Origin of the sequence: Paraburkholderia xenovorans LB400 (assembly GCF_000013645.1) — a bacterium.
GTDB classification, from domain to species: Bacteria; Pseudomonadota; Gammaproteobacteria; order Burkholderiales; family Burkholderiaceae; genus Paraburkholderia; species Paraburkholderia xenovorans.
Window position 1 is genome coordinate 92,029 of sequence record NC_007952.1, and the last position, 20,234, is coordinate 112,262.

Below are 20,234 nucleotides of genomic sequence, written 5' to 3' on the forward strand. Positions count from 1 at the left end.
GAGCGATCGCGGCGAAGACGGCTGATATGACCGACGAGGACGAGGCGTCATGTGCAACGTCACGAGATGCCTCGCGGTCCATGCACGCAGAGCGGCGCTCGCCGCTCTGCTGTATAAATGCCCTTCCAGCCAAATCCGCAAAGCCAACTCATTTCCATGTCCCACTACTTCTACGATCCCGCCACCGGCCACGGCCTTGCGCACGATCCGTTCAAAGCCATCGTCGCTCCGCGTCTGATCGGCTGGATTTCGTCGCGCGATACCGAAGGCACCTTGAATCTCGCGCCGTACAGTTTCTTTGGCGCGTTCGCCACCTTCCCGCCGATCATCGGTTTTTGCAGCGAAGGTCGTAAGGACAGTGTCACCAACATCGAAGCCACCGGCGAATTTGTCTGGAACCTGGCCAACAAACCGCTCGCCGAGCAGATGAACCGTTCGTCGGCGCCGGTCCCGCCGTCTGTCGATGAATTCGAACTCGCCGGCCTCACGCCTGCGCCGGGCCGCAACGTTGCCGTGCCGCACGTCGCCGAATCGCCGGCCGCGCTCGAATGCAAACTGCTGCAAGTGGTGCGTCTGCATACGCTCGACGGCACGCCGATGGATAACTACCTGTCGCTCGGCCAGGTGGTCGGCGTCCACATCAACGAGGCCTATCTGAAAGACGGCCTGTTCGACACCCACGCCGCGCAGCCGATCATGCGCGCCGGCTACCGCGCGGACTACGCGGAAATCGGCGACATGTTCCAGATGTTCCGCCCGGGCGCATAAGCGGCACCGCGTTCGGGAACACGTCGCGCCATGCAAGGCGGCGCGGCGTTCACCGCATTGCCCATGAATCCGCCCATGAATCGCGCGAAACCGCAGCCGGTAAACTGGCCCGCTTGATGCTTGCAACCGACGCTCCAACGCGTCGTTTTCAACTGCCGGCTCACTTTCCAGGAGCGCGATCATGTCCACCGAATTCGCCACGCAATTCAGCCATGTCCGTCCGCAAGACACGTCCTACGAGGATCAGGGCTTGCGCGACTTTTTTCTCTACCGTGATTTAGGCATTGCGCAGGCAACCGGCGGCAAGGTGCTCGCGCAACTCGTCAAGGCGAATCACGCACCAGAGCAAGGCACCGGCTGGCACCGTCATGAGGCCGATTTCCACATTGTGATCATGCTGAAGGGCTGGGCGCGTTTCATGTACGGCGACAAGGAGACGCTCGTCGCCGCCGGTGACTGCGTGCATCAGGCGCCGGGCATCGTTCACTATCTGTTCGATTATTCGGACGATATGGAGTACATCGAAATTGTCTCGCCGGCGGATTTCAAATCGATCGAAGTCGAAGGGCCGTGCGACGTGCCGGCGGTGACGCCGTGGAAGGGCGTCGCCGCTTAGCGAACGAAAGCAGTGCGTCTGCGTGCGCGTGCGCGGCGCGAGCACCACGCCTCACGGGCGGCCGGCTCGCCGGAAGGCGCTGAGCCGCCGCCGCGCGCTTTACGTCGCCGGTGGCCGCCTGCGCGGAGCGCTGGGCGTCTGCGGTTTGATTGCAGCATTGGAATCCGCACCCGCACCCGCACCCGCACCCGACGCCGCGTCAGATTCATTCGACCCGGCCGCCATCGCCGCATCCACTTCCATGTCGACCACCGCCGCCGCGGCCGGCGCTGCCGCCGTGACCTCGGCGGCCGTCGCCGCAGGCACCGGCCGGATTGTGCGCGCCCGCGAGCCCACCAGTACCGCGCGCGGTTCGTTGTCGTAAATCACGGCCCGCACGCGCGGATAGACCTGCCGTTCCCAGCGGTGGCCATTGAATACCCCGTAATGCCCGACGCCGGTCTGCACGTGATGCGTCTTCAGATACGGCCGCAACTTGTCGCACATGTCCTGTGCCGCAAGCGTCTGCCCGACGGCGCAGATATCGTCCTTCTCGCCTTCCACCGTGAGCAACGCGGTGCGGCGAATCCTGGAGGGCTCGACGAGGCGGCCTTTCACTTCGAGGGCATGCAACGGCAGCGCATGCCGCTGAAAAACCGTATCGACGGTTTCCAGATAGAAGTCGGCCGTCAGATCCATTGTCGCGAAGTATTCTTCGTAGAACGTGTGAATCGTGTCGGCTTTTGCCGGATCGCCTTTCGCGCGCTCGTAATACATCGTCTCGAACGAGTCGAGATGGCGGTTGAGATTCATCGCCATGAACGCGGTCAGTTGCACGAAGCCCGGATACACGCGCCGATGCGCGCCCGCGAAACCAAACGGCACCGCGCTGATCAGATTCTGCTCGAACCATTCGATCGGCTTGCTCTTGGCGAGGTCGTTGACGCGCGTCGGGTTGATGCGGGTGTCGAGCGGGCCGGCCATCAGCGTCATGCTCGCCGGTTGCGCGGGATGATCGTCGGCGGCCATGAGCGCGACCGCGGCCAGCGCGGCGACGGTCGGCTGGCACACGGCCAGCAGATGCGCGCCGGGCCCGATCGTTTCGGTGAAATCGATCACGTGCTGCACGAATTCGTCGAAGCCGAAGCGGCCTTGGCTCAACGGCACGTCGCGCGGGTTGTGCCAATCGGTGATGTAGACGTCGTGTTCCGCCAGCATCGTACGCACAGTGCCACGCAGCAGCGTCGCAAAGTGGCCGGACATTGGCGCGATCACCAGCACGCGGGGCTGCGGCACCGACGGCGGGGTCTCCTTGCGGAAATGCAGCAGCGAGCAGAACGGCGTGTGCGCGGCGACTTCCTCGACGATCGCGACGGATTTGCCTTCCGTCACGACACTGTCGAGGCCGAACGGCGGTCGTACCGGCGTGAGACCAGCGAGTGTCAACAACTCGCAGGCGGCGCGGATCGAGCGTCCATGCGGTGTTTCGCCGAACGCGGGCCAGGCGTCGAGCGAGTGATTCATGAGGGCCGCACCGTGCCGCATCGGCAGCATCATGTCGGCAAAAGCCTGGTATGTGGGATATGCGAACAGGTTCATAACCTTCGCACGAATGCTGAAGAGGAAGGAACCCAAATAGAGGCAAGTCATGTGCCAATCATGCATACGCACAGGCGCGGCCCTGACTGCACGTTGGCATAGCATTTGCGCGAGTGAAGGCAACGGGCCGGAATTGCCGCGCTTTGGTGCGCGCGCGCACGGCAGCGTGCACGCACGGCGTCAGGCGTCGACCGAACGCCTCATCTGGAGGAGAATCGTATGGCGAATACCACGCTCACCATCAGCAGCAAGAATTATTCGTCGTGGTCATTGCGCGGCTGGCTGCTGACCAAATTCAGCGGCTTGCCTTTCGAAGAGATCGTCATGCCGATCGACGATCCGGCGGCGCGCGCTGAACTGTTGCTGTTGTCGCCGTCGATACTGGTGCCGTGTCTGTTTCACGACGGCATCAAGATCTGGGACACGCTGGCGATCGCGGAATATCTGAACGAACTGAAGCCGGACGCGAAGCTGCTGCCCAGAGATATTCGCGCACGCGCGCATTGCCGCTCGATTTGCGGCGAGATGCATTCCGGTTTCGGTTCGCTGCGCTCGGCCTTGCCGATGAACCTCAAGGCGCATTTTCCAGGCTTCAAGGTGTGGGCGCGTGCTCAATCGGATATCGACCGGATCGTCGCGATCTGGAGCGATTGCCTGAAGCAGTACGGCGGCCCGTTTCTGTTTGGCGAGCGGACCACGGCAGACGCGATGTACGCGCCGGTAGTGACGCGTTTCGTCACTTACGACGTCAAGCTCGATCCGGAAATTGTCGAATACGGACAGCGGATCATGGCGCTGCCCGAGATGCGGGAGTGGATCGCAGACGCGCAACAGGAAGCGGAAGAGATCGACGAACTGGACGTCGAGTTCTGAAGCGGGCGCATTGAACAAGCGCTGGCGTGCAGACGGTTGGCGGCGGTGCGCGCCGCGGCAAGCAGCGCCGCGCCGCGCGGCAATCGCCGTTAGCCGTTAGCCCCATTAGCCATCACTCAAACTCAATCGCGCCCGCTCTCCAGCTTGAACACACTGACCACCTGTGCGAGACGCGCGGCCTGATCGCGCAACTCCGCTGCCGCAAGTTCCGCCTCGCCGACAATCGTCGCGTTCTGCTGCGTTGCTTCGCCGATCTGCGTGACGGCGAGATTGACCTGTTCGATGCCGCCCGACTGCTCGCGCGAGGCCACGCTGATTTCGCCCATGATCGCGCGCACCTCGCCGACCTGCTGAACGATGCCCTGCATCGTCGAGCTGGCTTCTTCGGCGATCCGGAAACCGCTTTGCACGGTCGCCGTGGAAGTCGCGATCAGGCCTTCGATCTCCTTCACCGAAGCCGCGCTGCGTTGCGCCAGCGCGCGCACTTCCGACGCCACCACCGCGAAGCCCTTGCCGTGTTCGCCGGCCCGCGCCGCTTCCACGGCGGCGTTCAGCGCGAGGATATTGGTCTGGAAGGCGATGCCTTCGATTACGGACGTGATCTCCGCGATCTTCTGCGACGAGCGGCTGATCTCGCCCATCGTCGAGACCACACGTTCGACCGCACGGCCGCCTTCGAGCGCGGCGTCGGCGGCGCGCGTGACGAGCGTGTTGGCTTGCGCGGCGTGGTCGGCGTTCTGCTGCACGGTCGAGGTGATCTCCTCCATGCTGGCCGCCGTTTCTTCGAGGCTGCTCGCCTGCGTGGCGATTCGCGCGGCGATATGGCCGCTGCCGGTGGCGATTTTCCCGGTGCCGTGAGACATATCCGCCGACGCGTTGCGCACTTGCGAAACAATGCGCGCGAGTCCTTCGCCGATGCCGTCGATCGACTGCATCAGGCGGCCGATTTCATCGGCGCGCGCGTTTGCGCCGTTGGCTACGCGCACGCTCAGATCGCCCGAGGCGAAACGCTCGGACGCCTTGGCGGCTTCCTCGAGCGGGCGGCTCACGAGGCGGCGCACCGCAATCAGGAACACCACCGCGAACACGCCGACGAGGATGAAGCCGAGCAGCAGGAATTCATTGCGGGTGGCAACGACGTCGGCCATCACTTCGTCGCGCGGCGCGACGCCGCCAACCAGCCATTGCCATTCCGGCACGGTAACGAACGAGACGAACTTGTCGCGCGCGCCGCGTTCGCCGAGCGTGGCGTCGGCCGAACTGTATTCGAGCCGGCCATCTTTCATGTCGAGCATCTGCTGGTACGGCGCGTTCGCGTTGCCGGCATTCTGACCGGCCGCCGCGGGGTGCACGATCAGCTTGCCGCGATCCGCGCCCTTCGACGCGTCGACGACGAAGTAGTAGCCGGTGTCACCGATCTTCAGATTGCGAATGCCGTCTTCGACCGACTGGATTTCCTTGTCCACATTGACGCCGACGAACAGCGCGCCGATCACGCGGCCGCTTGCGTCGGTGATGGGCCGGTATTGCGTGATCAAACGTTTGCCAAAGAGCGCGGCAAGTCCCGTATAGGATCTGTTCGCGAGGAGCAGCGCATAGGCCGGTGCCTTGCGATCGAGCAACGTGCCGATGGCGCGCGAGCCGTCCTGTTTCTTCAGTGAAGTCGTGACGCGCACGAAGTCGTCGCCGTTGCGCGCGAAGACCGTGGCGACCGCGCCGCTGCGTTCGAGAAACAGATCGGGAATGGAAAAGTCCATGTTCAGGACTTTGTCGCCCGCCTTGATGGTCGGCGTGGCGACGCCGCCGATGTCGACCTTCTGGGTCTCGTCGAGCGTGTAGCCGGTGGGCAGGAAACTCGCGAACAGCGACATCGAGCGGTCGACTTCGTTCGACAAGGCCTTGTCGAACAGTTTGATCATCGCGGCGATCGAACGGTCTTTGTCCGCGATGCGTTCGAGCACCTGGTCGCTGATCTGCTTGCCGGCGGTGCGGGTGAGTGCCCACGTGAACGCGGCGAAGATCAACGCCACCAGCGCGCACGAAAGAATGGCGAGCCGCGCGCCGACGCTGGCGCGGCGCAAAGAGAGAAATTCCATGAGCGATTGCGGAGTAAGAGAGCACGAGCGGGATGCATGGGCCATGCGTGGGCATGGCCGGCATCGATGGCTGGTTTACGGCCGCTGCGTCCGCCTTCTTTAGGGATTTGAAAGCACTTCGTAATAACCGCGTCACCCGTGGGGTGTTTCGGCGCGCACTCGCCTAGCGCCCCGAACCATTCTGCGCACCGCGCCAGGTGCGCAGCAGCAGCGCGTTGGTCACCACGCTGACGCTCGAAAAGGCCATCGCCGCGCCGGCGAGCATCGGGTTCAGCAAGCCGAAGGCGGCCAGCGGAATGCCGATCAGGTTGTAGACGAAGGCCCAGAACAGGTTCTGCCGGATCTTGCGCCACGTTCTGCGCGAGATGTCGATGGCGTCGGCCACCAGCGCCGGATCGCCGCGCATCAGCGTGATGCCGGCCGCGTGCATGGCGACGTCGGTGCCGGTCGCCATCGCGATGCCGATGTCGGCGGCAGCGAGGGCGGGAGCGTCGTTGATGCCGTCGCCCGCCATCGCCACGATGCCGGCGCTGCGAATTTTCAGGTCACGGATGACACGGGCTTTGTCTTCGGGCAGCACGTCCGCATGGAATTCGTCGATGCCGAGCGCCCGGGCGACGCTCGCCGCGCTGCCCCGGTTGTCGCCGGTGACCAGCACGCTCGTAATGCCCATCTGCGCCAGCCGTTCGACGGCCGCGCGCGCCGTGGGTTTGACGGTATCGCCGAAAGCGATCAATGCCAGTGCGACCGGCGCTAGCGGAGCGCGCTGCATGAGCCAGGAAACCGTGTTGCCGGCGGCTTCGAGCTCGCGGGCGCGCGCGGCGAATTCGGGCGGCAATTCAATCCCGAGTTCGCCGAGCCAGCGTCCGCTGCCCAACGCGAGGGTGCGGCCGTCGACGTCCGCTTCGACGCCCCGGCCCGCCACGGCGCGCGCGGCGCTGGCGTGCAGCGCGCGCGTTCGAGTGGGCGAGGCCACGGCTTCACCGATTGCCGCAGGCATGTCGGCAGCCTCGGCCGCCGCCGCTGTCGCTGCCGCTTCCGCTTCATACGCCTTGACCACTGCGCGTGCCAGCGGATGATCGCTGTTGCGCTGCACCGCCGCGGCAAGTGCTAGCGCTTCGTCGCGGCTGATGCCGCCGATCGGCTCGAACGCCGTCACCGACGGCTGGCCGAGCGTCAGCGTGCCGGTCTTGTCGAACGCGACAATCGTTACCCGATGCGCGGTTTCCAATGCCTCGGCGTCCTTGATCAGCACGCCGCGCCGCGCGGCGACACCGGTGCCGGCCATGATGGCCGCCGGCGTGGCCAGTCCGAGCGCGCATGGGCAGGCGATCACCAGCACGGCGACCGCGTTGAGAATCGCCGTTTCACCGGCCGCGCCGGCGATCAGCCAGCCGGCCAGCGTGAGCGCGGCAATGGCGAGGATCGCCGGCACGAAGATTTCGCTGACCCGGTCCACCAGGCGCTGGATCGGCGCCTTCTCGGCCTGCGCGCTTTCCACGAGGCGGATGATGCGCGCAAGTGTCGTCTCCGCGCCGATCGCCGTGGTCGTCACGGCAATCGCGCCTTCGCCGTTGATCGAGCCGGCGGTGACTGCGTCGGCTACCTGCTTCGGCACCGGCAGACTTTCGCCGGTGATCAGGGATTCGTCGATATGCGTGCGCCCTTCGAGCACCGTACCGTCGACCGGCACGCGTTCGCCGGGGCGCACGATCACGATCGTGCCGACCCGTACTTGCGCGAGCGGCACGTCCCGCTCGCCGGCGCCGACACGAATGCGCGCACGGTCGGGGCGCAGCGCGTTGAGGGCGCGGATGGCGTCCGTGGTCTGGCGCTTGGCGCGCGCTTCGAGCCACTTGCCGAAGCGCACCAGCGTAATCACGACCGCCGACGCTTCGAAGTACAGATGCATCATGTCGCCGGGATGGGTCGCCAGTTCATAGACGCTGATGCCATACGCCGCCGACGTGCCGAGCGCCACCAGCAAGTCCATGTTGCCGGCGCCCGCCCGCACGGCACGAAAGGCCGCGCGATAGAAGCGCGCGCCGAATACGAACTGCACGACCGAAGCGAGCGCGAATTGCAGCCACGGCGACAGCATCGCGTGGAAACCGAACCATTCGCCGACCATTGGGCCGATGAGCGGCAGCGTCAGCACGGCGGAGGCGAGCACGGCCGCCAGTTCGCGGCGGGTCTGGTCGCGCTTGCGGTCGGCGGGGGCCGACTCGTTGGCAGAGGCGGGCGTGTCCGGTGGTGCGACCAGGGCCGCTTCATAGCCCGCTTTCCTGACGGCGGCGATCAGCGCATCCGGGCCGGCGGCCGCGCCGTTCAGGTCGACGGTCGCCGTTTCGGTCGCGAGATTCACCGAAGCACTCACGACACCCGGCACTTTGGCGAGCGCCTTTTCGACGCGCATCGCACACGAGGCGCAAGTCATGCCGCCGATGTCGAGTTCGGCGGTGTGGGCGGAAATGTCCGCGGCATCGGCGGTGTTCGCGGGGCGCGGGGCGGTGGCAAGTTCGGTCATGGCAGGCAGGGCTCGTGGCGGCATCAGGCCGCATCATGAGGCCAGTATTGACCTTCCCATGATAGGAAGGTCAAGAGTGAATTGCAGGGTCGCCTCAAAGCGACCGATGCATGGCCAAAGTGCCGCTCAGAACGCTGGCGGCGCGTCCAGCATGGCCTGGCCGACGGCCTGCTGTTCATCACCCGGGCGCGCCAGCAGGGTTTCCGCCGCGCCGCGACGGTCGGCCGCAGCCTTGTTCTGGCCGAGCTTCCACTTGCCGACCAGCCGCGTCACCTCGATCTCGATGCCAACGATCGCGCCGAGCATCTGCGCGATGAAGTCGGCGGGCGCATCGCCCATTTTCCACGGCACCGGTTCGCCGGCTTCCATCTTGCGGGTCAGGCGCGCGACCAGGCCGCGCAGGAACGACTCGTCGTCGCGCACGACGATCCGGCCGTGCGCATGCACCACCATGTAGTTATAAGTCGGCACCTGCCGATGCGTTTCATGCTTGCCCGGATACCAGTTCGGCGAGATATACGCGGACGGGCCCTGGAAGATCACGAGCGCTTCGGGGTTCGCTTCGGCTTCCTGCCACACCGGGTTGGCGCGCGCGACGTGAGCGCGCAGGATGCCATGCGTCTCACCCGCCGCCGCATCAGATTTGTCTTTCGCGGGCGGGACTTCGAATTCGAACGGCAAATGATTCGCATCGAGCCCGTTCGGCCCGTTGGTAATCAGCGCGCCGAAAGGGTGCTCGGCGATCAGGCGGTGGAGAACCTCTGGACGGTTCTCTTCGAAATGGGCGGGCATGTACATGAAACGCTCCGGATACGAGAGGACGAAAGAGCCGCAGTGAAAAATCGCCACGAGGCGTGGGGCGCCAGGGCGGATGTAATAAAAAAACGTCAACCGTACGGCGAAAAAGCCGCGAGCGCGCGCGAACCGGCGCTATTGCTGCCTTTGCGCTTGCCTGGTGAGCAAGGATACGATACAACCCGATGTTGTCGGCATCGCGAACCGCGGACTGGATGCGTTGGGCTTTGGGAGGCCGCGCAAGCAGGGTTCGTAGCGCACCGGCGTCTCCCTTAGGACCACACGTTCCGCCACCTGAACGAATGATAAAAAATCGCCGAAAGTTGCTTTCGATTCACTGGACCTGCGCATCGTTCGCAGGCCTCGCATTTCTGGCCGGTTGCGCGTCGACTCCCACCGCGTCGCAGAAATCCACTGGCTGGATCAAGGACGAAGTCGCCGATTCGTATGTGTTCGGTTATCCGCTGGTGCTGATGGGCGTTGCGCGCGACGCGGCGGTCGGCACGGATCCGGGCCAGGCGCCGCTCAATACGCTGCGCCACGCACAGGCATTGCCGCCGATCGGCGCGGCCAATCCGCCGCAGCCCAGTCTCGATACGTTCGATTCGACCGGCTGGCTGGACCTCGGCAGCGAACCGGTGATCGTATCGCTGCCCGACTCGCGTGGCCGCTACGTCGACGCCCGCGTGCTCGACATGTGGACCAACGTGGTCTGGTCGACCAGCTCGCAGTTCGGCACTCGCGCGGCGGGCATCAAGGCGCAGGCGATCGCCTTCGTGGGTCCGGGCTGGCAGGGAGAGTTGCCCAAGGGTGTGAAGCGCGTCGACGTGCCGACCCGCAATGCATGGGTGAGCGTGCGTATCCAGTCGAACGGCACGCGCGATCTGACAGCGGTCCGCAAGCTGCAACGCGCCATTCGTGTCGCGCCGTTGAGCGTCTACGCGGGCGACACCCGTTCCGCGACGATCGCGCCGGCGCGCAGCAATGCCGCCGACGCCGCCGCGGCCGCTTCCGGCTCGCCGGCCGCGCAAGTCGCCGCGCTCGACGCGAACGGTTTCTTCAACCGGCTCGCGCAGGCCTTGCCCGACAATCCGCCGACGCCGGCCGATCCGCATGCGCTCAAATTCCTCTCCGACCTCGGCGTGACGCCAGGCGAACCGGTCAAGCTGCCGAACGCGCCGGAAGCCATTACGGCGGGTCTTGCCGACGGTCATGATCGCGTGGTCACGCCGCCGTCCAATCTGCTGACCGGCAACGGCTGGAGCTGGTTCGGCGACGGCGTGGGGACCTACGGTCCAGACTACGCGCTGCGCGCTTATGCGGCCTACGCGCAACCGGGCATCGGCACGAAAGACGACGAAGTACGCGCGGTCGTCACCCAGGACAGCGACGGTCATGCGCTCAACGGCGCAAACCGTTACGTGATCCACTTCGCGCCGAATCAGTTGCCGCCGGTGCGCGGCTTCTGGTCGATCACCGCGTACACGAAAGACGGCGCCTTGGGCGAAAGCGCGCCGGCGCGTCTGGCGGTCGGCGACCGCAATGGCGCGCGCCGCAATCGCGACGGTTCGCTCGACGTGACCGTGTCGTCCACGCGCAGCAGGAGCGGCAACTGGCTGCCGGCGCCGCGTGCCGATCTGAAGCTCGTGCTGCGTCTGTACGCACCCAAGCCGCAAGCCACCGACGGCAGCTGGCAACCGCCGGCCGTCGTGCGTCAGTGATAGCTGCGTGTCGTCGACATGACAGCTCTGCTTCGGTAGCGACCCGATAACGAATCGGGCAAGGCATGTCCGCCACTTCGTCGCGGCGGACATGCGGCGCTATCGCGCAAGGGAATGTGTAAGCCTCGCCTTACATTTATATCCCGCGAAAGATTCACGACTTATACTGCCGCTTGCGGGATTTTCGTTTTCGCGGCGGGCTTGCCGCCGCATTACCCAATACCGAGCATGGCAAGCCTCAATAAAGCGTCACTAGCCTCGTCCATGCAGACCGTGCGCGATGTCGCGCAGTCACGCCGCACCCGGCGTGTCATCACCGGCCTGCTGATCTTCCTTGTAGTGTTCGGTCTACTCGGCTTCTTTGCGGCGCCGCCGCTGATTCGCCACGTTGCCGAGCAACAGCTCAGCAAACAACTCGACCGCCCTGCCACGATTGGCCGCATTGCGCTCAATCCGTACACGCTCCGGCTCGAAGCCGACCGTGTGCATATCGGCGAGCGCGGCGGCGCGGGCGACTTCGTGGATATTTCGCGGCTCATCGTGCAGCCGTCATGGAGTTCGCTGTTTCGCGCAGCGCCGATCATCGACCAGGTGCAGCTCGATTCGCCACGCTTCCATATTGTTCGTTACGATGCACAACGCTTCAATTTCACGGACCTGATCGAGAAATTCTCGAAACAGCCAGCCAGGCCGGATAGCAAGCCGACGCTGTTCTCCGTATCGAACATTCGCCTCGAAAACGGCCAGATCACATTCGACGACAAGCTGCTCGGCGCCACGCACGTGATCGATCAATGGAAGCTCGGCATTCCGTTCATCGCCACGCTGCCTTCGAAAACCGATATCTTCGTCGAGCCGTTGCTGCGTGCGCGCATCGACGGCAGTCCGCTTGCCATCGACGGCAAGACCAAGCCCTTTGCCGCGTCGCGCGAGTCGGAGGTGTCGTTGCGCTTCGACGGCCTCGACGTGCCGCGTCTCATGTCCTACGCGCCGACCCGGCTGCCCGTGATCGTGCAGTCCGGCAAACTCTCCACGGATCTCAAGCTCAACTTCGTGGTCTCCAACGACGCGCCTTCGCTGCGCGTGGCGGGCACCATCGATCTGAACGACGTGGACGTGCAGGATCAAGGCAAGGCGCCGTTTTTCGCGGCGCGCGCGGTGCACGTGGCCGCCGCCACGCTCGACCCGTTCAGGAACCTCTATCACTTCGACGAGATCCGGATCGACGCGCCGACCGCCAGTCTCGCGCGGGATAAAGACGGCGTGCTGAGCGTCGAGAAGATGTTCGCTCCCGAACCGGCCGCGGCGCAACCGGCCGCGAGCGCGCCGGTTGCCGCATCCGCCGCCAATGCCGCGGCAAAAGCGGCGCCGCCGCTGGACCTGGCGATCAAACGCTTCGTGCTCAACGACGGCACTGTTAATGTTCGCGACAACGCCGCCTCGCGGCCTGTTGACGCCGGCCTGCAAAAACTGGCCGTGACGCTGACCGATTTTTCGACGCTTGCCACGGCACCCGCGCACTACACGCTGAACACCGATCTCAAGGACAGCGGAGGGTCACTCGGTGTGGCCGGCGCGTTCGGCTTTGCGGCGAAAACGGCAAGCGCGAAGCTCGACCTGAAGTCGTTGAACCTGCCGCAGTTGCAACCGTACCTCGATACCGCGACTGCGGCGCAGCTCAGGGACGGCAAGCTGTCGGCCACCGCCAACGTCGGTGCGAACTGGTCGAAGTTGCCGGCGGCCGTGATGGTCACGGATACGCAACTGGATCTGCAATCGCTGAAGGTCGCGGCGCCCGGCGCCAAGGACCCGGTGATCGCGCTCACGCAAGGCAGTGCCAGGGTCAGGCAGGTGGACGTGGCGGCGCGCACCGCCGAGATCGCCAGCATCGACACGACCGGCCTCGCGGTCGACGCCGAGCGTCTGAAAGACGGCAGCATCAATCTCGCGGCGCTCGGCGGGCGGCATGAAGCCACGCCGCAGCGTACGGCGATCCACGCGGTGAAGAAGGCGCAGGCGGAAGGGCCCGCGTGGCACTACAAGATCGGCGAACTGGTCCTGAAAGACGCCACCGCCAACTTCACGGACAACACCACGCCGCAGCCGGTGAAACTGAACATCACACCGCTGCAACTGAAGGTGCAGAACATCAGCGACGACCTGAGCCGTCCGCTGCCGGTCGATCTGCAGGCCACGCTGAACAGGAAGGGCACGCTCGGCGTCAAGGGCGACGTGACGGCGACACCGCTTAAGGTGGCCGTCAAGGTGAATGCCAACCGGCTCGACGCGGCGGCTTTCGAACCGTACTTCGGCGGCAAGCTGAATGCGGTGATCGCGAGCGCGCTGCTCAATGCGAACGGCGATCTCGCGCTGAGCCAGGCGAAGTCGCTGAAAGCGACCTATCGCGGCGACATGGCGCTCGTCGACGTCCGCATGCTCGACAAGGCGAGTTCGGATCCATTTGCGGGCTGGGGCTCGCTCGCGTTGTCCAGCCTGAAGGCCGATTACGACGAGCATGGCACGGTGGTCGATGCGGGCCGCGTCACGTTCACGAAGTTCTATGGGCGTGTGTTGCTCGATGCGCAGGGCAAGCTCAACCTGCGGGACGTCGTCGCGCACGAAACCGGCGCCGCGCAGTCGCTGACGCGCGACAAGAGCGGCGCGGACCCCGTGCCGCTGACGCCGCAGGCGGCATCCACGGTCGCCGCCGCATCCGCACCCGTGCCGGCCTCGGCAGCGGCTGCCACGGTCACGGCTGCCACGGCGCCGCAAAGCCCGGTCAAGCTGCACTTCGGACAACTGGTGCTGCAACAGGGCCGCGTGACGTACACGGACAATTTCATCAAGCCGAATTTCACGGCGAACCTGGTCGGCATTCAGGGCACCGTCGGTGCGTTCGGCACGCAATCCACCACCGCCGCGCCGGTCGACATTGCCGCGAAGCTGGCCGCCAATGGTCCGCTGTCGATTCGCGGCACGATCAATCCGCTGATCGCGAAGCCGGCGCTCGATCTCACGGCGGTCGCGCACGATATCGAACTGACCAATCTCACGCCGTATTCGGCGAAATATGCCGGCTATCCGATCACCAAGGGCAAGCTGAACGTCGATCTGCACTACACGCTCGAAAACGATCAACTGAATGCGAACAATCACATTTTCATCGATCAGCTCACGTTCGGCGATCACGTCGAAAACGATACGGCGACCAGGCTGCCCGTGCGCCTCGCGATCTCGCTGCTGAAGAATTCGCGCGGTGAAATCGACGTGAACCTGCCGGTGTCGGGCTCGCTGTCGAATCCCGAGTTCAGCATTGGCGGCCTGATCTGGCATGCGGTGCTCAATCTGCTGCAGAAGGCGGTGACCGCGCCGTTCTCGCTGATCGCCAACGCATTCGGCGGCAATGGCGAGGAGTTGGGGTACGTGGAATTCGAGCCAGGCTCGGCGACACTCACGGACGCCGACACCAAAAAGCTCGACACGATCGTGAAGGCGCTGGCCGACAAATCGTCGATCCGCATGGACCTGATCGGCCGCGTCGATCCGGCCATCGACGAACCCGCGTTGCGCACCGGCTATGTCGAGCGCCTCGTCAAGCAGCAGAAGATCAAGGACGTGGTGGGCAACGGCGAGAGCGTCGATCTGTCGACCGTCACCGTGGATCCGAAGGAGTACGACAAGTATCTGAGCAAGGCTTACAAGTCGGCGGACTTCAAGAAGCCGCGCAACTTTGTCGGCTTGACGAAGAGCCTGCCGGACGACGAGATGAAGAGCGCGCTCGCCGCCAATGCGCCGATCGACGACGCCAGTCTGCGTCAGCTCGCGCAACAGCGGGCGCAGAGCGTGCAGCAGTATCTGGAAGGCAAGATCGACAGCAGCCGCGTGTTTATCGTCGCGCCGAAACTGAATGCCGACGGCATCAAGGACAAGGGTGCGACGACGCGGGTGGACTTCGGGTTGAAGTGAGCGCGCGGCGCTCAGGCGGCGCGAGTCGGCGTCTTCAACGCGGTTTGCTCGATCACGCGCGCGAGTGTGTCGAACGCGGGACCGATCCTGTCGTTCGGCACGCACGCATAACCGAGCAGCAGTCCGCGACGCGCGGGCGTATCGCCGCTGTAGTAGCTCGCGAGCGGGCGCACGATCACGCCGGCATCGTAAGCGGCGGCCGTTACCGCGCGATCGTTCGCATGATCCGGCAGACCGAGTACGAGATGCAGGCCCGCTTCGTCGCCCATCACCGGCAACTCGGAGCCGAAACGCGCGGTGATGGCGTCGATCAGAATCTGCCGGCGTTCGCCGTACAGCGCGCGCATGCGCCGCACGTGCGAAGTGAGATGGCCGTCCATGATGAAGTCGGTCATCACCGCTTGCTGCATCAACTGACCTTCGCGGTATAACTCGGCTACGCCCGTGCGGAACGTGTCGACCAGATGTTCCGGCGCGATCATGTAGCCGATGCGCAAACCCGGAAACAGCATCTTCCCCAGGCTGCCGACGTAGATCACCTGGCCGGCGTCGTCGAGTCCTTGCAGCGAGGCGAGCGGACGGCTGCCGTAGCGGAACTCGCTATCGTAGTCGTCCTCAATGATCCACACGTTGTGCTGGCGCGCGTATTCGAGCAGCGTGCGGCGGCGCGCGAGGCTCATCACCATGCCGAGCGGATACTGATGCGACGGCGTGACCAGCGCGAGGCGCGGCGGCTGTTGCAGATCCTGTTCGCGCGGATTCAGGCCTTCGTCGTCCACCGGTACCGGCACCAGGGTGATCCCGGACGATTGCAGCACACTGCGCGCGCCCCAATAGCAGGGTTCTTCGACCCACGCACGGTCGCCGACATCGGTCAACAAACGCACGGCGAGATCGATGGATTGGTGAATACCCGTGGTGATGATGATCTGATCCGGCGTGCAATTCACCGAGCGCGCCACGCGCAGGTAATCCGACAACGCCCGCCGCAATGGCCGATAGCCGCCGCCGGGTGCATAAGTCAGCAGATCGGGATTGGCTTCCTTCCACAAACGCGCCTGCAGGCGGCTCCACGTGCGCGCCGGGAATTCCGCGACGTCGGGCACGCCCGGCATGAAGGCGCCCCATTGCTTGGCGGAAACGCCGGCGGTATCGATCAGACGGCGTCCGCGAGTGGAGAGGTCGCCCAGATCGCGTTTCGGCCGCCTGGTGGTTTCAATGGCCGCGTCGGCATCTGTTTCGATGCCGCTCACCACCACTGGCTTCTTGCGCGCATTCACGGCGGCCGTGTCCGGCCGCGTGTCGGCGACATAAGTGCCGCTGCCGGTGGTCGAAATGACGTAGCCTTCAGCGGTCAACTGGTCGTAGACGTGCAGCACCGTGTTGCGCGCAATGCCGAGGTCTTGGGCGAGCGTGCGCGAACTGGGCAGCTTGGTGCCCGGCGGTAGCTGGCCGGTCAGGATGGCCTGCTGCATGAGCCGCAACGTCTGTCGGTAAACCGGTTCGGCAGCCGAACGATCGAGCCGCGCAGCGAGCCAATCCGACAAGATCACAGTGTCCAAGTGGTTCTATCCGGAATAATGAAATGGTTCCATATTGTAGAACCGTAACGGTCTATAGTGGGCCACGCAATGGATGCAATCCCGCTGCTTTGCACGGGAGTTAGCCGGACCGCAGAGGAGACCTGGACGATGAAAACCGATGACGTGATCGTCAGCTTTCGAGGTGTGCGCAAGACGTACGACGGAGAAACGCTGGTCGTCAAACAACTTGATCTGGATATATACCAAGGCGAATTTCTGACGCTGCTCGGGCCGTCCGGATCAGGGAAAACCACCTGTCTGATGATGCTGGCGGGTTTTGAATTTCCCACCGGCGGCGAAATCTGGCTGGACGGCACGCTGCTCAACACCGTGCCCCCGCATAAGCGCAACATCGGCATGGTGTTTCAGAACTATGCGCTGTTTCCGCATCTGACGGTTGAACAGAACGTTGCATATCCGTTGACCGTGCGCAAGATTTCGGCGCAGGAACGCGCGCATCGCACCAACAACGCGTTGAAGATGGTGCGCATGGAGAGCTTTGCAAAGCGCTATCCGGCGCAACTCTCCGGCGGCCAGCAGCAGCGTATCGCGCTCGCCCGTGCGCTGGTGTTCGAGCCGAAGCTCGTGCTGATGGACGAGCCGCTCGGCGCGCTGGACAAACAGTTGCGCGAACACATGCAGTACGAACTTAAATCATTGCACGAGAAACTCGGCGTGACGTTTGTGTACGTCACGCACGATCAGGGCGAGGCGCTGACCATGTCGGATCGCGTGGCCGTGTTCGACAAAGGCATCGTGCAGCAACTCGATACCGTCGATCGTCTGTACGAATCGCCGTGCAACGAGTTCGTGGCGAACTTTATCGGCGACAGCAACAGGCTGCGCGGCACGATCGCGAATGTCGATGGTGAGTATTGCGAATTCCGGTTGAGCGACGGCACGCGTCTTACTGGGCGCAACATCGGCGGGGCGCGGGCGGGCACGCCGGCGGTCGCGTGTATTCGGCCCGAGCGCATGAAGCTCGCCAACGGCCTGTCACGGCCCGGCGCCAATGCGCTCGCCGGTGAGGCGCGCGGGCTGATCTATTTCGGCGACCACGTGCGCATGCGCTGTGGTTTGCCGCAACAGGACGAGTGCTTCGTCAAGGTGCCGCTCGGCACCGACGCGCTCGACACCTTCGCGCCCGGCGCGCCGGTCGCGCTGGAGTTCGCACCCGAGCATCTGCGGGTTTTCGCGGGAGCGTGAACGCGCCGGACACGCAAGGTGTTCAACGCAGGCAGGTCGGATCAGGCAGCACATAACAAAGTCGCACTGTAGTAGCTGGAAGCACACCACCAAAGGAGAGCAACACACCATGAGCAAGATCGGGAAATCGCGCTGCGCCATCGCTGTTGGTGCCGTGGCGCTCGCGCTGGGCGCCGCGCAAGTCAATGCCGCCGAATTGACGGTCGTCAATTTCGGCGGTGCAAATGGCGATGCGCAAAAGGTCGCTTTCAACCAGCCGTTCGAAAAGGAGACCAGCAATAAAGTCACCGCTGTCGAATACAACGGCGAGCAGGCCAAAGTGAAAGCGATGGTCGAAGCCAGGCACGTGAACTGGGACGTGGTGGAAGTCGAATCGGGCGATATCGGCCGCGGCTGTGATGAAGGGCTGTACGAGAAACTCGACTGGTCGAAGATCGGCAAGAAGTCGGATCTGATTCCTGAAGCACCGCAAACCTGCGGCGTGGGCTTCTTCGTGTGGTCGACGGCACTCGCGTATAACGCGGACAAGCTGAAAACGGCACCGGCCGGCTGGGCCGATTTCTGGGACGTCAAGAAATTCCCGGGCAAGCGCGCCATGCGCAAGGGCGCGCGCTACAACCTCGAATTCGCGTTGATGGCCGACGGCGTGCCGCCGAAGGACGTCTACAAGGTACTCGCCACCAAGGCAGGCCAGGACCGCGCGTTCAAGAAGCTCGACGAGCTGAAGCCGAACATTCAGTGGTGGGAAGCGGGCGCGCAGCCGCCGCAATTCCTCGTGGCGGGCGACGTGGTGATGTCCACCGCGTACAACGGCCGGATCGACGCCGCGCAGAAGGAAGGCAAGAACCTGAAGGTGGTGTGGAACGGCAGCATCTACGACCTCGACTACTGGGCGATTCCGAAGGGCACGCCGAACAAGGCGCTGGCCGAGAAGTACATTGCCTATTCGATTTCGTCGAAGCCGCAGCAGGACTACGCGCACAACATCGCGTACGGCCCGGTGAACGTGACGGCCATCAAGGCGCTCGATCCGAAGACGCTCGCCAATCTGCCGAACTCGCCGGCCAACGGCAAGAACGCGGTGCTGCAGGACCTCGCGTTCTGGACCGATCATGGCGACGAGCTGGAGCAGCGTTTTTCGTCGTGGGCTTCGAAGTAACGGGCATGGTGTGAGAAGGCGCGGCTCGAGCTTCGGCGAAGCCGCGCGACAAAAAGGAGAACGGGTGTGACTACGATGACCATCGCTGCCGATTCGACGCCTGAATCAAGCGGCCGGCTCAAGCGCGAGTTGAGAGCCGCGGAGTCCAGAAAGCGGGCCGTGGCCCTGCTGCTGATCGCACCGCTCGCAATCTTTCTGTTATTGATTTTCGTCGTGCCAATCGGCGCGCTGCTCACGCGCGCCGCGCAGAATCCCGAAGTCGTCAACGCACTGCCGCATACGCTGACGGCATTGAGCGCGTGGGACCGCAAGACCCCGCCGCCGGATGCCGCGTATGTCGCCCTCGCTACCGACCTCGCCGCGGTCGCCGACAGCGACGGCATGGGCGCGCTCGCGCGCCGCCTGAACGTCGAGATTCCGGGTTATCGCTCGCTGATCGCCAAGTCAGCGCGCGCCATGCCGTTCGTCGACGACAACAGCAAACCCTTGCAACTGACGCCTGCCCAGGTCCACGCCAAATTCGTCGAGCTGGACGAACGCTGGAACGATATCGCCTACTGGCAAACCATTGCAAAAAATTCGAGCGCGTACTCGCCGTTCTATCTGCTCGCTTCGCTGGATCACAAGCAGGACGCGTTCGGCCACGTCATTCCGACCGATCCCGAGCAACAGATCTATCTCGCCGTGTTCAGCCGCACCTTTGTGATCGGCGCGGCGGTGACCTTCTTCGCGCTGCTGCTCGGCTACCCGCTCGCATACTGGATTTCGACGCTGCCCGAACGTCGCGCGAATCTGGTGATGATTCTCGTGCTGATTCCATTCTGGACCTCGATTCTCGTGCGCGTGGCGGCGTGGATCGTGATTCTGCAAAGCGAAGGGCTGGTGAACAAGGCGTTGATCGGCAGCGGGCTGCTGCATGATCCGCTGTCGTTGCTGTTCAACCGCACCGGCGTCTACATTTCGATGACGCATATTCTGCTGCCGTTCATGATCCTGCCGCTCTATAGCGTGATGAAGTCGATCCCGCCGACCTATCAGCGCGCCGCGGTCTCGCTCGGCAGCCATCCGTTCGCCGCGTTCTGGCGCGTGTACGTGCCGCAAACCTATCCGGGCATCGGCGCGGGCGCGTTGCTGGTGTTCATTCTGGCGATCGGCTATTACATTACGCCGGCGTTGCTGGGTGGACCGAACGATCAGATGGTCAGCTACTACGTCGCGTACTACACCAACGTGACGATCAACTGGGGCATGGCGTGCGCGCTCGGCGGCTTGCTGCTCGCCGCGACGCTCGTGCTGTACGTCATTTACGGGCGCTTCACGCGTTCGTCATTGAGCCTCGGCTGAAC

13 protein-coding genes are annotated in these 20,234 nt (G+C 64.2%); 8 read left to right on the forward strand and 5 right to left on the reverse strand.

Annotation, left to right across the window (positions count from 1 at the left end):
* Positions 1-156 precede the first annotated feature (156 nt).
* Positions 157-768 carry a flavin reductase family protein gene (locus BXE_RS22490; RefSeq protein ID WP_040125068.1) on the forward strand — a complete coding sequence of 204 codons (612 nt, stop codon included), beginning with the start codon at positions 157-159 and terminating at the stop codon, positions 766-768.
* Between the two features lie 181 nt (positions 769-949).
* Positions 950-1,384 carry a cupin domain-containing protein gene (locus tag BXE_RS22495; protein ID WP_011490441.1) on the forward strand — a complete coding sequence of 145 codons (435 nt, stop codon included), beginning with the start codon at positions 950-952 and terminating at the stop codon, positions 1,382-1,384.
* A gap of 99 nt (positions 1,385-1,483) precedes the next feature.
* Here the strand turns inward: BXE_RS22495 and BXE_RS22500 are convergent, their stop codons facing one another.
* The gene (locus tag BXE_RS22500) at positions 1,484-2,962 is read right to left on the reverse strand and encodes a polyhydroxyalkanoate depolymerase (RefSeq protein WP_011490442.1); all 1,479 of its coding nucleotides are present in this window, start codon (positions 2,960-2,962) and stop codon (positions 1,484-1,486) included.
* Between the two features lie 219 nt (positions 2,963-3,181).
* Between BXE_RS22500 and BXE_RS22505 the strand changes: the two genes are divergently transcribed.
* A complete protein-coding gene (locus BXE_RS22505) occupies positions 3,182-3,835 on the forward strand; it encodes a glutathione S-transferase family protein (RefSeq protein WP_011490443.1) in 654 nt (217 codons plus the stop codon).
* A gap of 122 nt (positions 3,836-3,957) precedes the next feature.
* Here BXE_RS22505 and BXE_RS22510 read toward each other — a convergent pair whose 3' ends face one another.
* From BXE_RS22510 to BXE_RS22520, 3 genes are all read right to left on the reverse strand, one after another.
* A complete protein-coding gene (locus BXE_RS22510) occupies positions 3,958-5,931 on the reverse strand; it encodes a methyl-accepting chemotaxis protein (RefSeq protein ID WP_040124181.1) in 1,974 nt (657 codons plus the stop codon).
* A gap of 163 nt (positions 5,932-6,094) precedes the next feature.
* Entirely contained in the window at positions 6,095-8,482 is a 2,388-nt protein-coding gene (locus tag BXE_RS22515; protein ID WP_011490445.1) for a heavy metal translocating P-type ATPase, read from the reverse strand.
* Between the two features lie 102 nt (positions 8,483-8,584).
* A complete protein-coding gene (locus tag BXE_RS22520; protein WP_011490446.1) occupies positions 8,585-9,256 on the reverse strand; it encodes an FMN-binding negative transcriptional regulator in 672 nt (223 codons plus the stop codon).
* 299 nt (positions 9,257-9,555) lie between these two features.
* Between BXE_RS22520 and BXE_RS22525 the strand changes: the two genes are divergently transcribed.
* A complete protein-coding gene (locus tag BXE_RS22525; protein ID WP_040124179.1) occupies positions 9,556-10,974 on the forward strand; it encodes a DUF1254 domain-containing protein in 1,419 nt (472 codons plus the stop codon).
* Between the two features lie 228 nt (positions 10,975-11,202).
* Positions 11,203-14,940, forward strand: coding sequence for a DUF748 domain-containing protein (locus BXE_RS22530; protein WP_040124177.1), 3,738 nt, complete (start codon positions 11,203-11,205; stop codon positions 14,938-14,940).
* Positions 14,941-14,951: 11 nt separating this feature from the next.
* Here BXE_RS22530 and BXE_RS22535 read toward each other — a convergent pair whose 3' ends face one another.
* Positions 14,952-16,502: a PLP-dependent aminotransferase family protein gene (locus tag BXE_RS22535; RefSeq protein WP_040124175.1), complete on the reverse strand. Its 1,551-nt coding sequence runs from the start codon at positions 16,500-16,502 to the stop codon at positions 14,952-14,954.
* Between the two features lie 129 nt (positions 16,503-16,631).
* Here BXE_RS22535 and BXE_RS22540 point away from each other — a divergent pair, with 129 nt between their 5' ends.
* The 3 genes from BXE_RS22540 (at position 16,632) to BXE_RS22550 (ending at position 20,232) form a co-directional block, all read left to right on the forward strand.
* On the forward strand, positions 16,632-17,729 hold the full coding sequence (locus tag BXE_RS22540; RefSeq protein ID WP_011490450.1) for an ABC transporter ATP-binding protein: 1,098 nt from the start codon (positions 16,632-16,634) through the stop codon (positions 17,727-17,729).
* A 109-nt stretch (positions 17,730-17,838) separates the two neighbouring features.
* On the forward strand, positions 17,839-18,888 hold the full coding sequence (locus BXE_RS22545; protein WP_011490451.1) for an ABC transporter substrate-binding protein: 1,050 nt from the start codon (positions 17,839-17,841) through the stop codon (positions 18,886-18,888).
* 75 nt (positions 18,889-18,963) lie between these two features.
* Positions 18,964-20,232 (forward strand): ABC transporter permease, encoded by a 1,269-nt coding sequence (locus tag BXE_RS22550; protein WP_011490452.1) that lies wholly within the window; start codon positions 18,964-18,966, stop codon positions 20,230-20,232.
* The last annotated feature ends 2 nt before the right edge of the window (positions 20,233-20,234 follow it).